This window comes from Cellvibrio fontiphilus (assembly GCF_042646205.1).
In the GTDB taxonomy this organism is placed as follows: domain Bacteria; phylum Pseudomonadota; class Gammaproteobacteria; order Pseudomonadales; family Cellvibrionaceae; genus Cellvibrio; species Cellvibrio fontiphilus_A.
This window is the reverse complement of record NZ_JBHRTF010000003.1, coordinates 548,221-562,439: the sequence shown is the minus strand read 5'-3', so window position 1 is coordinate 562,439 and position 14,219 is coordinate 548,221. Positions and strand designations below refer to the sequence as shown.

The window sequence follows — 14,219 nt, the reverse complement described above, 5'->3', positions numbered from 1 at the left end:
ATTAAGTTTGCTCAGTTTGAGCTTACTTAGACATCCATGAAGGCCATGGATAGTCTTCCGACGCAGAGATCCTGCCGAGGGAGTAACCCCTACATTAATGAGGATAAAACCGTGCTTGAAGCCTATCGTAAACAGGTCGCAGAACGCGCCGCAGAAGGTATCCCACCAAAACCCTTAAACGCCGAACAAGTTGCCGGATTGGTAGAGTTACTGAAGAATCCCCCCGCTGGTGAAGCTGAAGTATTGCTGGATTTGATCACCAACCGCGTTCCGCCCGGCGTTGATGAAGCCGCCTATGTAAAAGCCGCGTTCCTGAGCGCAATTCTCAAAGACGAAGCCTCCTCTCCCCTGATCGATAAGCCTCTCGCAATTAAACTGCTCGGCATGATGCTCGGCGGTTACAACATCGAACCGTTGGTAAACCTGCTCGATGATGCCACTCTGGCACCACTGGCTGCCGAACAACTCAAGCACACCTTGCTAATGTTCGATGCCTTCCACGATGTGGAAGAGAAAGTAAAAGCCGGCAACCCACACGCTAAGGCACTGATGCAATCCTGGGCAGATGCCGAGTGGTTCACCAGCAAGCCAAAAGTTGCTGAAAGCACCAAACTTACTGTTTTCAAAGTCACCGGCGAAACCAATACCGATGACTTGTCACCAGCACCTGATGCCTGGTCACGACCCGACATCCCTCTGCACGCATTGGCCATGTTCAAAATGGCTCGTGATGGTATTACTCCAGATCAACCGGGCTCTGTAGGTCCAATCCAACAAATCGAAGCACTGAAAACCAAAGGTTATCCTCTGGCATTTGTAGGTGATGTTGTTGGTACCGGTTCTTCACGTAAGTCTGCTACCAACTCTGTACTTTGGTTTATCGGTGACGATATTCCGGGCGTACCCAACAAGCGTACCGGTGGTGTATGCATTGGCGGCAAAGTAGCCCCCATTTTCTACAACACCATGGAAGACGCCGGTGCTTTAGTATTTGAAGCTCCCGTTGATCAACTGAACATGGGCGATGTGATTGAAATTCGCCCATACGAAGGCAAAATCCTCAATGCTACTACTGGCGCCGTGATTTCTGAATTTGAATTGAAATCAGACGTGTTACTGGATGAGGTTCAAGCAGGCGGCCGTATCCCATTGATTATCGGTCGCGGTTTGACCAGCAAAGCACGTGAATCGCTGGGCTTACCACCAAGCACTTTGTTCCGTTTGCCACAAGCACCTGCTGATACTGGCAAAGGCTATACCCTCGCGCAAAAAATGGTAGGCAAGGCCTGCGGCGTACAAGGTATTCGCCCCGGCACCTACTGCGAGCCAAAGATGACTACCGTAGGTTCACAGGACACCACCGGCCCAATGACCCGCGATGAGCTGAAAGATTTGGCGTGTTTGGGGTTCTCTGCCGACTTGACCATGCAGTCTTTCTGCCACACCGCTGCTTATCCAAAGCCTGTTGATATCGAAACCCAACACACCCTGCCCGACTTCATCATGACGCGCGGCGGTGTTTCCCTGCGTCCGGGCGACGGCATCATTCACTCATGGTTGAACCGTATGTTGCTGCCTGACACCGTAGGTACCGGCGGCGATTCGCACACCCGTTTCCCGATTGGCATCTCCTTCCCTGCCGGTTCTGGTTTGGTTGCGTTTGCGGCAGCAACAGGTGTTATGCCACTGGATATGCCTGAATCAGTTTTGGTTCGCTTTAAAGGCGAATTGCAACCAGGCATCACCTTGCGCGATCTGGTTAACGCCATTCCTTTGTACGCGATCAAGCAAGGCTTGTTGACTGTAGAGAAGAAGGGCAAGAAGAACATCTTCTCTGGCCGCATCCTTGAAGTAGAAGGCTTGCCTAACCTGAAAGTAGAACAAGCGTTTGAAATCTCTGATGCTTCTGCCGAGCGCTCTGCTGCTGGTTGTACTATCAAGCTGGATAAAGAGCCAATCATCGAGTACCTGAAATCCAACATCACCATGCTGCGCTGGATGATCGAACAGGGTTACGGCGATGTACGCACCATTGAGCGTCGCGCACGCAAGATGGAAGAGTGGCTGGCAAACCCAGTGCTGATGGAAGCGGATGCCGACGCAGAATATGCGGCAATCATTGACATCGACTTGGCTGACATCAAAGAACCTATCCTCGCCTGCCCGAATGACCCGGACGATGTGAAAGTGTTGTCTGAAGTACAAGGAGCGAAGATTGATGAAGTATTCATCGGCTCCTGTATGACCAACATAGGTCACTTCCGCGCTGCAGGTAAGTTGTTGGCAGCCACCAAAGATGCATTGACCACTCGTTTGTGGATTGCGCCACCCACCAAAATGGATGCGCATCAACTGATGGAAGAAGGTTACTACAGCATTTACGGTGTAAAAGGTGCCCGCACAGAAATGCCAGGCTGCTCATTGTGTATGGGTAACCAAGCGCGCGTTGCGAAGAACTCGACTGTAGTATCCACCTCTACCCGAAACTTCCCCAACCGTTTGGGTGAAGGTGCGGATGTGTACCTGGCGTCTGCCGAACTGGCTGCAATCGCTGCGGTATTGGGTAAACTGCCAACACCAGAGGAATACCTGAACTACGCGCAGAAGATCGACAGCATGTCGGCTGATATTTACCGCTACCTCAACTTCAATGAAATTGAGAGCTACCAAAACGCGGCCAATGAAGGCAAGCGTATTGCAGCGGTGGAAATCCAGACTGTCTCTGTGTAAGCCAAAAAGCGTTAACGCAAAAAAACCCGCAGCAATGCGGGTTTTTTATTGCTCGAAATATAGTGAGACACAGTAAATCATGGTGATATGGAGCAAAGTGACTATACTTCTGGCATAAAAACTGCGTAGTTCGATAATTTACTAGCTATACGTCATTTATTTGGCAGTCATATATTCAGAGGCAACCCATGGATCAGCTCCAAGAAATCATTCGCCAAGCAGAACTCAAACAAAAAAATCTTGAACTGGAGATGATGTTTCAAAAAAACATGGAGTTTTTTAGTCAGGCTGAACCGACTATTTACAATAAGTATCGAAACTACATACCCACAAAAATTAAAATGATGTTAATGCCTGAGGGCTATATCAACCTCGTTAATGCTGATATGGGAAACTCTCCTGTATTTAACAAAGACCCGCTAATTTTTTGTCAGGAATACGTCAATCAATACAAACTTTATCCATCGCGCTACCGGGTGCTCGCTCGTACAACCAAAGCGTTGGATGCAGAAAATGATGCTCACATCAGTAAAATGAATCCATTGATTGACTATATAAACTCCAAAGAACTCACCAACATCATGGTTCCATTGGAGCAAGAAACACAATTTATGCTGGTAATGGGAATAGGCTTGGGATTTCACATAACGCAGCTACTCCAAGTGACTGATATCAAGCATTTATGCATCATCGAACCACATGAAGACATTTTTTACGCTGCATTACACACCCTGGATTGGCACAAACTCTATGAGCACTTTGATCGTGAGAACACCACATTTAATTTGATTCTCGGTCAAACACCGGATGAATGTTATGAGCAAATCCGTGTGTATCTCAATCAAATAGGCTTGTTCAATGCAGCAAAACCAAATTTCTTTGATCATCTGAGTAGCCCTGAAATGAAGGCCACTACATCAATGTTCTTTGAAAAACTGCCAACTTTGATAGGTGCTATGGGTTATTTTGATGATGAGCAAATCAGCCTGTCGCACTCAGTTGCCAACTACCGCAATGAAGTTCCCATATTGCGCGACCATGTTTTGTTAAATCAAAATTATCGTGACAAACCTGCATTCGTAATTGCCAACGGCCCTTCATTAGATAAAGCAAAAGATTTTTTACTCGCGAATAGAGACAAAGCCGTTATTTTTTCTTGCGGCACCGCATTGGGGTCACTAATAAAACTAGGAATCAAACCTGACTTCCATATTGAAATGGAGCGTACTCGACCGGTTGTTGAATGGATTGAGACCTCCACTACAGAAGAAATTCGTAAAGAAATAATTTTGCTTGGCCTAAATACTGTCCACCCGGACACATACGCACTGTTCAATACCGTGGGCATGGGCATGAAGAGCAATGACTTGGGAACCCATTTTATTTGCCAATATATTGGGGAAGAGCAATTTGTAATTAATATGGCCCTGTCTAACCCCACGGTTGGCAATACCGGAATGGCCTTTTCAGCCGCTCTTGGCTTCAATGAAATATATTTATTTGGGATGGACTTCGGGTTTGCTGCCGACGGTGCGCACCACTCAGCACTAAGCAAACATTACGATATCGGTGAAGAGCATCAAGAAAGCCTTAATTTGTACAAACACAATGCAGAAAGCAATATCACTCTGGAAGGCAATTTTGGTAATAAAATTACCAGTACAACCGTTTATTCACATGCGCGACTATCGATAGAGGCACTGTTGCAACAAAACCCACATATTCACTGTTACAACACCAGCGAAGGCGCATTTATTAGGGGAGCAAAACCTACCCATTATGCCGATATCAATTTAGAAAAATACCAAGCATTTGATAAGAGCAGCTATACAAGAAAGCTTTTTGATAGCCATTTCAGCATGAATGGCCTCAAGAAAATTAAAAATAATGACGAGGTGATTAATAAATTCTCACCTGTACTGAATTTATTCACTCAATTTCGAGAAATTTTTACTCCTGATGCGCATAGTCGTAGTGAAGCATTTTTGATGCTCACCAAGCACCACAACCTAGCCATTGCGGCAGGGAAAGATAAGATCATGCAATATGCATATTCTTTAATAAAAGGCAGTGTCCATTCTTTTAACTTTGTGCTTGCCAAATCATTGTATAACGGAAGCAGCATCGAAGAGGGGGTCGAGATATTTAACAATGGGAAACAATACTATCTAGACTTTATGGATCATGCAGAACAAAAACTTCTCAACAACTTGCTCAAAACAGATACTCGCTCACGCAATCTGGCAGAGAAAATTAAGCCAAAAGAATCATAGTACCAAGAGCAACATCCACCGCAAAAAAAATCCCCCTGAAAAACAGGGGGACTGAAGTTAGAAAATTGAAATATAGGATCTGAAACTTTAGCTGAAAGAATGAACCTTAATTTTCTCAAAGAATGAATCCGCAATGGCACCAAGCTTCACAATTAGATCCTTGTTGCTTTTTCTTACAGAGTTTTTATTAACAAGGGAGGACAAAACTGAAAGCTCCTCAGAAAACCCTCTCCTATTAACTACAGCTACCCGCTCTTCAAATCCAAGCTCTTCATATAAGTCTTTCAATTTAGGGTAACTAACCAACGGTATTGCCGGTATATTCATTGCTATTGAGCAAACATTGGTATGAAAGCGCATCCCCAAAACCAATTCACATCGTTGGTACAAAGAAAACAAATGATTACATGCCCCCCAACCACAACTAAAAGGTGCAACTACTACCCTATCGCGACACAAACGATCATCCATGTACGTCATAAACTCACCGATGGAGAGTACATCGCGAAAGATATGAGGAAAGAAGATAAGTTTAAGCTGTGGATTCTTCTCTAGAGACTGCTGCAAAAATCCAGCGAATTCGGTTAAAAACTCCTTCCAGGTAATCCCACTTATTTGCCCAGCAGGGAAACGAAGCGACTCCATATCCGAGGCGATATTAATGCCCCAAAAACTCTCACCCGATATATAAGGAGAGGGTGTTTTCCCTACCTTATAAAAAAAACCACCATCGGGAACAACATCAATTGCACTCCATAAATCCGGCCGATCAGGATAAGCCAGCTTTAAGTTTTTCAATGAGCCATCATTTCTAAATGAAACAAAAACATTTGATTGTTTTATGCACTGACAAAGGAAGCTAGAAAATTTTTTAAGGTTTTCAGTAGTAGCTCCCTTATGAATATCAAACCCAACCCCATAAAAAACCAGTGGCTTGGAAATTTTTTCCAGTCTTTCATTAGTAATATTGATCGTAGTGGCTGTTGCAGAATCAGTAATCCAAGGCTCAAAAAAGTTACCACCGCCGATAATAATCAAATCATGAGCATTGGCCTTTTCGACAAAATCATCATCAAAAAACCAACGATGCTCACCGGTATAGATTTGATAACAATAGCGAATCTCAAGCTCAGTATATTCAGGCCTGGCGCCTAAAACCGCCTCCAACCGTGAACGCATTCCAATATGATTGGCATTATCACCAATATTGCCTGTAAAACTCGCCACATGAAGAACTTTCATTAATTTTATAGATCCACAAAAGTTTTTTGTTTATTGGTATTCCAAAACTGCTCTTTCTGTAGTATCGAAAAAAACTTTTGGCTACTATCGCCATCACCAAAATGTTTAATAGGTTCAGGCTTCAATCCTTCAATATCAGCAAGTGCAGCAGATATAGCAGCATAGTCTGCCGAGCAATTGATAACACCAGGTAAATTTGCCCGATTCGATTGGCGAGAACCAATATTGATAGCCGGAACGCCATAATAAGGCGCCTCCATTAGCGCCGAACTGGAGTTACCAATAATAAACTCGGCATTCTTTAGCAAAGTTAGAAAATAATCAAAACGCATGGATGGATAGACTTTAAAATTTAAGGTGTTTTTTTCAATGCGCGAATATTCAGTAATAATTTTATCGCTACCACTGTCATTGTTTGGATAAATAACAATGTAGTTTTTATTTGAATCAATTACTGCATTTACCAACTCATTGATTTGCCGCGCCACATCATCCACTTCAGTCGTAACCGGATGAAACAACATAACCGCATAATTATTAAAAGGAATACCATACCAACTCTTTACTTCATCTAGCGTTGGTAAGTCAGGTGAAAATAACGAATCCACATCAGGAGAACCAATGGGATAGATATTTTTATCAAGTTCACCCAACTGAATTAAACGCTGCTTTGCCCGATCATTGGTAACAAAATGCAAATGCGAAAGCTTGCTCACCGAGTGACGAATAAGATCATCAATCGTACCTGATACCTCGCCTCCCTCGATATGCCCGACAAGAATATTATTCAGACTGCCAACAATTGCCCCAGCCAGCGCCTCAACTCGATCGCCGTGAACAACCAGCATATCAGGCTGAATTTCCTTAACATAATCTGATAGGCCAGCAATGGTTTTACCTAACACCGAATCCATTGTGTCGCTGTAATTCTGATTAATGTATTGATAAATATTTTTGTAACCGCGTCGCTCAATCTCACGGCAGGTATATCCATATTTACGCAACATGTGCATTCCAGTAACAAAAATATGCACCTCAAATTCAGGGGATGTTTGCAATATATCGAGCAGTGAGCGAATTTTTCCAAAATCTGCACGGGTGCCCGAAAGAAAAACTATTCTTTTACTCACAGCTATTTCCTGCTTTAAAAGGCGTCAAACCAGCAACTTGTCGATAGGCAACCAGTTCATCAGCCGCTATATCTTCTGTCGCCACTTTACCTATCACATCGTCATAAAACTCAGCCAATATTTCCCCGGTGCCGGGACGTTTTACCCAGATATTTTCTGCAGTAAATAACTCGCCTTTCTTAATTGCTTTAATAGTAACAACCGTAGCGTAGGCAAAGTTAATTGTAGGCTGCTCCTCTTTTACTATGCCTTTTCTACCACCACGCATTTTATGCAATAACGCAGAACCTTTTATTAATTCGCTTAACGCGGCAGGGTCCATAGAACAGACTATGTCCGGACCTTCACGCGACATGGAGTCGGTAAAATGGCGCTCCAATAAATCTGCACCCAAAGCAACCGCACCCAAGCATGCATAATTACCCACCGTATGATCTGACAAACCAACAACTGCATCAGGAAAAGCCTGTTGCAACTCACGTACCGCTTCTAATCTGACCAACTCAGGAGGCGTTGGATAAATATTCGTACAATGCATTAACGCGTAAGGAACCTGGTATTCGCGAAAAATAGCAACAGCTTTAGCAATACTTTCGATAGTATTCATGCCCGTGCTTAGAATAATCGGCTTTCCCTTTTGAGCAATATGTTTGATTAAAGGATAGTTATTACATTCACCTGAACCAATTTTGTAAGCAGGAATATTCATGCGCTCCAATCGTTCGGCAGCGGCACGAGAAAAAGGTGTACTGATAAAAATTGCGCCCTTTGCCAGAACATACTGTTGCAAAGCAATTTCGTCAGCCTCACTTAAGGCGCACTCTTCCATAATTTTATAAATAGGCTTATCGGAATTGCCGGGCTTAATGCGCTTGGCCTCCCCCGCCATTTCGTCTTCCACTATGTGGGTTTGATGTTTAATGACTTCAGCACCTGCGGCTATCGCAGCATCTACCATTTCTTTAGCAATAGTCAGTGAACCATTATGATTAATGCCTATTTCCGCGATTACCAGCGGGGGATAATCCGGGCCTACCAAACGACCACCAATGTTAATTACATTATTTGTCATTGTTGTCTTTCCTCTCACTCAAGCGCTCTGCTGCAGCAATCAAATCATTAGGAGTGTCTATATCCAAGCTATCTTCATCAGACATTAAATAAGGAATGATGTGAGTGCGCGGAATTTTTTCTTCACGCAGAAAATCTTCCACTTTAAAAATGTAGATAGCGCCATTGGGCATATACAACGATGGCAGATCTTGCCGACGAGTATAAGATGTATGTTCACCCGCCAAGGGATGTAAAAATTCCCCGCCCCCCACATAAGCTTTCATGTATTTATTACTGATTTCATACACGCTGATCAAACTGTGACAAGTTGGAAAATCGCGAAACTCAGCCAAAGCATCACAAATATGCTCCGCAGTGCGTAATGGTGAAGTTGGCTGCAGCAAGACAATAATGTCTTTATTAGCAGGTTTAATCCGATGAATAAATTCACTAATGACCGGATCAGTAGGTGATTCATCCCGGGCCAAGTGTGGGTCACGCTTTAGGCGCTCAACGCCGTAATAATGCGCAACAGATAAAATTTGATCGTCATCTGAGGAGACATAGATGTGATCCATCACCCCCGATGCCTTAGCTGCAAGCAAGGTATAAGCTATCAGCGGTTGATCTAATAGTGGGGCAATATTTTTTTGCGGTATGCCCTTTGATCCACCGCGTGCAGGTATGAGCGCGAATACTTTTGGCATAGGAGTGTCCAACTTTTGACGATTGCAATAGTAATTAGTTATATAGCAAAGGTTCTGCCAAAGGTCACGGAAGGAATGAGAATTAACAGGGATAAACGAGTGAACCGAGCGGCAGAAGCCGCTCTAAAGACTGGGTAGTAATTAAAAGACTATTTATCAGCCGCTTTTAGCGGTAAAAGGTAGGCGATCAAGAATTCCATCCAAAAAATCACCGGTAGAGTTCAAACCGCGAACTATGGATTCCATCGCCTGGAATTGCGCCATCAACCGCGCACGATAAGCATCACTGCGACGATCCAACGCTTCTTCGTCTTTTTCAACCTTATCAATATCTTTGTTAATAGAAGTTTCGCGCTCCTTGATAAGACCGGATGTCTTTAGGAAGTCGTTAACCAAGCTGGTCATGGTGCCAGAAAAGCCGCGTGAAAATGTAATAGTGCCGCTGGTCGCGCCTGGCTGAACCGTCATACTCAGGCCCTCTGCTTTACTCCCCAGGGCTGGCAAAAGTACGTTTCCAAAACCAAAAGCGGCCTCACCGTTTACGGTTCCGCCTACATTGGTACCTGTGGTACCCGCGCCAAGGGCAATTCCCAAGTCTGAAATGTCTGCACCTATAGCGGAAAACTCTACTTTACTGGATGAGCCGTAAGCATCTGAGGTAAACACTAATTTATTGCTGGAGAAACTCACCGATACAGTAGCGCGTGCCGCTTTAATATCTGCATCCAAGTTAATCAAGCTCTGCAACTCTGTTGCCAATTCGGCACCTGATGCATAAATTTTCCCATCCGGTAGTGAAATCAATGCAGATTCAGCGCCATCTATTTTGATTTTAAACTGATAGTCCTTTCCAGTCGTATCAATCGGAAAAGTTAATGCAACATCATTAGCAGTTAACATGCCCTTGGATGGCTGCTGGGTAATGACAACCTCATAATTACCGGGCTGACTCTTTGCAGAAAACTTAGTCACGTCAATATTAGTAACTGATGATGAAGTTTTGGGGACAAAGAGATCACGCACCCAATCGAAATTATTATCTATAGCAGCGCGAAAGCCGGTATTTCCTTCTGTTTCAATAATCTTTAATGAACCATCCAACTCTGTACGAATTCCCAAATTGGACAAACTGGTAAATCCATCGCTCAAGCCAGGCACAGAAGAAGACAATACATTACGAATGCCTTGCATCAGATTTTTCGCCAAGGGATCGCGATGCAGGCTGCCATAGTCTTTCAATTCAGTATCAAATCCGACCAGCTTTTCCACTTCAGTTTTGAAGGTGTTATAGGCAGTCACAAAATCGCGAATTGTTTGCTCAGCAATTGATTTGTCTTCTGCAATGGTGATGCTCACTGTTTCTGTGAGTGAAGCTTCAAACAGATCGAACTCCAACCCCTCAACAACATCTTTAATCTGATTGGACTCACGGCTCACCAACAAACCATTAACACGGATTTTGGAGTCTAATCCTTCCTGTTGTTGGGTTAGGTTACGTGTAGTTTCATTGAAATTGAAACTGGCCAAACCCAATGCTCCCGCATCCTCCGTGGCGGTGATTTCAATTTCACTTTTAGCACCTGAGTTCGCCGTTAGTAGGAGTTTGTAGGCTCCGCCATCCCCAACGATACTGGCCGATACACCGATATCAGCTTTATTAATGGCATCGCGTAATCCAGTGAGGGAATTGTTGGTGTCGTCAATCGTGATGGTGGCACCGGTTTTAGTGGAATCCACCCCAAAAGTAGTAAGGCCTGCGTTCCACTCACCTAAACGCAGTGTCAGAGTACCCTTGCCCACAGGTGAGGTGAGCGACGAAAAACTGCCCGAACTAAGTGATTGGGACTGGGCAATTTGCTCTACTTTTAATTGATAACTACCCGCTGCGGCTTTGGCATCTAATTTAGTCATGGCCAGCAGTTTGGTATCGGGTATCGACAGGGATTTGGCATTAAAGGTATCCGCGCTTCCCAAAGCAGCGGCAGCGGTTTCCAACTTTGACAATGAACTGCGCAACAAACCGAAATCAGAAATTTGTGTTTCCAGCAGGGTTTTCTTGGTAGTGAGGCGTCCAGCTTGAGCCATTTTACTGGCTTCTGTCAGTTGATCTGCCAGCTTATTGGTATCGATACCTGAGCCTGTGCCCAAGGCACTGATAATGCTCGAACCTGTCGATGCATTGTTTGTTGTGCTCGATGTAGTGCTTACCATGAAATTACCCCCAACCCAAAGGCCTACCGCTTCGTAAATATAGCGGCAACCCGTGGGTAAACTTTAGCCGTTTTTGCCGCTTTTTTTGGGGAATATTCCCATCAAATATTCCCATCAAATGATCAAAGCATAAAAAATGCCAACTATGGATAACAGCAAAGGGTTGAATAGTAATGATTCAACTCACGATTGGCAGTCGGATAGTAAAGGTTGTGCCCTTATTGACGGTAGAGACATAGTCAATACTCCCGCCCATGGCATCAACAATCACTTTGGTTATACTCAACCCTAGCCCAGTACCATCCCGCCGACGGGTATCGGAAGAGTCTGCTTGGGCAAATTTGGTAAATATGCGCTGGCGAAACTCATCAGGAATTCCCTGCCCTGTGTCTATCACCGATATCAGAATATTGTCTTCTTCGCGCTGTAAATTTACACGCACTACTGATTGGCGGTGTGAGAATTTGATGGCATTAGAAATCAAATTGGACATAACCTGGAGAAATCGATCTGCGTCAATGTTGACTCTAAGCGACATTAACGCCTCACGCGGTAAATCCAGCTGCAAGTGGATGCAATAACGTTCAGCGTAGGCGTGATTTTGTTCCACTGCTTGTTTTAATAGTGGATAAATAGGTGCTGGCTGCATATTCAACTGCACATTGCCAAACTCCAATTTATCTATGTCCAGAATATCGTTTACCAGCCGCGCTAAACGATCCGCATTATTTTTGGCAATCGCCAATAAATGGTTGGCTTTTTCATCGAGCACACCGGTATTACCGCTGAGCACTATGCTCAAAGCACCTTTGATGGAAGTTAAGGGGGTGCGCAATTCATGACTAACCGTTGATATAAACTCAGTTTTTAACAGATCAACTTTGCGGCGCGCCGTGACATCATGAATGATAAAAGTGAAGAACTTTTGCTCACTGATATCTACCGGACTAATACTGAGTTCTACACTAACGTTGGCGCCATCGCTACGCTGACCAATGGTTTCACGCAATTCGCTAGGTAAAACGGCAAGATGCAACTCATTCAACCTTCCCTGCAAAGCAGGTATTAAGGCAACAATCTGTAGGTGCCTAAAATCAGCGAGCGGATAAGCAAATAATGTCGCCGCTGCGGGGTTAGCTTTTTGAATCCCCCCGTTTTCATCGACGACTAAAATGGCTTCGGCAGCATTTTCAAATATTGATGCTAGCTCACGTGTACGCTGTTCAACCAAGTTGGTGACATGTTGTGTACGCCCACTAATCGATAGTAAAAAACCGCCTAACAAACTACAAAATAACAAGCCACCCGCCAAGACAAACCAGGCTTGCAAACTGACGTGTTCAGACAAAAACTTTTCGGTTGGACTGACACTGATCAATAGCTCTCGGCCCCCCAAGACAACACGCTCCTCTAAAATCAGATCCTGTGCATACGCCGGTATTGCTACCTGCCCTTTGGTATAAAAACGCAGCGGATTAGCCTTTTGGGTGATATCGGTGATAATTAGATTGTAATCATCGGTTTTAAATGGGGTAAGCGTATCGGCGATCAAATCATTAGTGCGTACAATGGCTGTGGCATAACCCAACAACCAGTTTTTTTTATTAGCTGACAGTGTGTTTAATCGGGCCAGATCAAACACCGGAAAAAAGGCAATAACACCGGGAGAATATTGCTTGTCTTGCATTAATTGCAGGGGGCTGGTGACAGCAAATGCATTGGATTCCAGAGCGCGATTTAAGGCAGCAGCACGAACTGGATCTACCGCGACATCAAGACCATGTATAGCATTATTTTCTTGCCAAGGTTCAATATAACCGATGACAACATAGTCATCACGCTCACTCGCTTTTACAAAAGTACCCGATGCATTTTTTTCTTTTATATAGAATCCCTCAAAGCCCTCACTGCGCATTTTTTGTTCAAAATTTTCACGCTCATCACGGCGGACATAACGATTCCAGGAAAAGCCGGACACACCATGCTTTTTAACAATAACATGGTCGATATACGCACTAAATTCTTTGCGCGTAACGTTATCGGACGAAATAAAGAGCCCGCCCAGAGCGGCCAATATATATTCTACCGATGACAGCCCCAACTTAACCGAAGAAACAACAACCTGGGCTTCCTGCCTGAATTGTGCCTCCATTTTTTTCTGCTCACTCATACTAGCCATCACAAACACCACTACCACTACGATAGAGCTAAATACCAGTGGTACACCCACAGCAGCACGGCGGTTACGCCAAACGTTTCGCGGGGCAGCAAAAAAAATACACATCAGCGGAGTTGCGATTAGCACACCGATAGCATCGCCAATCCACCAGGTCCACCAGCTGTAAAACAATTGCTTACCTTGAATGATGCCGTTAAAAAATAGCGCCAATGAACCGACACTGGCACTGATGCTGGTTGCAATTGGGCCACCCAAAATAAAAAAAAGAAAAATCTTGCGCTCATCAGTTAAATCGTTGGGAAAGCCAACATAACGACGAATAAGCCATGCCCCGAATGCCCCCGCCAGTGCACTGCCAAGCGCAATTTCAAAGGCCAAACTAAACACTGCCCAGGAAAATGACTGCCCCGCTAACAAAACAACGGAGATATTAAGCAAGCAAGATCCAATCAATACCCCAAAGAGCATCGACCAACCCCAAATAAGGATGGCTCCCAACGCTATCCCCATAGGCAGAAATAACCCGCTAACAAAACCCGGAGGTATAGCTAATTGCAGGGAGATCCAGCCTGAAAACCAGTAGCCCCCTGCGAGTGACAGTATGCGCAACAGCGCCCTGAATGAAGATGAACCCAAAATAGATGACATGCCAAAACAGCCAGTAATATTAATGAGTTAAGCCTAGTTGATAATT

8 protein-coding genes are annotated in these 14,219 nt (G+C 44.4%); 2 read left to right on the top strand and 6 right to left on the bottom strand.

Annotation, left to right across the window (positions count from 1 at the left end; translation table 11 throughout):
• The first annotated feature begins 111 nt into the window (after positions 1-111).
• Both acnB and ACFODX_RS08065 read left to right on the top strand, forming a co-directional pair.
• Positions 112-2,730: a bifunctional aconitate hydratase 2/2-methylisocitrate dehydratase gene (acnB, locus tag ACFODX_RS08070; protein ID WP_378117862.1), complete on the top strand. Its 2,619-nt coding sequence runs from the start codon at positions 112-114 to the stop codon at positions 2,728-2,730.
• 188 nt (positions 2,731-2,918) lie between these two features.
• Entirely contained in the window at positions 2,919-5,003 is a 2,085-nt protein-coding gene (locus tag ACFODX_RS08065; RefSeq protein WP_378117860.1) for a motility associated factor glycosyltransferase family protein, read from the top strand.
• 87 nt (positions 5,004-5,090) lie between these two features.
• On the opposite strand, the gene ACFODX_RS08060 is transcribed toward ACFODX_RS08065, so the two are convergent.
• From ACFODX_RS08060 to ACFODX_RS08035, 6 genes are all read right to left on the bottom strand, one after another.
• A complete protein-coding gene (locus ACFODX_RS08060) occupies positions 5,091-6,245 on the bottom strand; it encodes a polysaccharide pyruvyl transferase family protein (RefSeq protein ID WP_378117858.1) in 1,155 nt (384 codons plus the stop codon).
• A 5-nt stretch (positions 6,246-6,250) separates the two neighbouring features.
• Positions 6,251-7,375 (bottom strand): UDP-N-acetylglucosamine 2-epimerase, encoded by a 1,125-nt coding sequence (gene neuC, locus ACFODX_RS08055; RefSeq protein ID WP_378117856.1) that lies wholly within the window; start codon positions 7,373-7,375, stop codon positions 6,251-6,253.
• Positions 7,368-8,465, bottom strand: coding sequence for an N-acetylneuraminate synthase family protein (locus tag ACFODX_RS08050; RefSeq protein ID WP_378117853.1), 1,098 nt, complete (start codon positions 8,463-8,465; stop codon positions 7,368-7,370). Before ACFODX_RS08050 ends, neuC begins: the two co-directional genes overlap by 8 nt.
• Entirely contained in the window at positions 8,437-9,135 is a 699-nt protein-coding gene (locus ACFODX_RS08045; protein ID WP_378117851.1) for an acylneuraminate cytidylyltransferase family protein, read from the bottom strand. The genes ACFODX_RS08050 and ACFODX_RS08045 overlap by 29 nt, the downstream gene beginning before the upstream one ends.
• Before the next feature lie 156 nt (positions 9,136-9,291).
• Positions 9,292-11,346 carry a flagellar filament capping protein FliD gene (gene fliD, locus ACFODX_RS08040; RefSeq protein ID WP_378117849.1) on the bottom strand — a complete coding sequence of 685 codons (2,055 nt, stop codon included), beginning with the start codon at positions 11,344-11,346 and terminating at the stop codon, positions 9,292-9,294.
• Between the two features lie 178 nt (positions 11,347-11,524).
• Complete coding sequence (locus ACFODX_RS08035) at positions 11,525-14,173, bottom strand: CHASE domain-containing protein (RefSeq protein WP_378117847.1); 2,649 nt, start codon at positions 14,171-14,173, stop codon at positions 11,525-11,527.
• Positions 14,174-14,219: the final 46 nt, after the last annotated feature.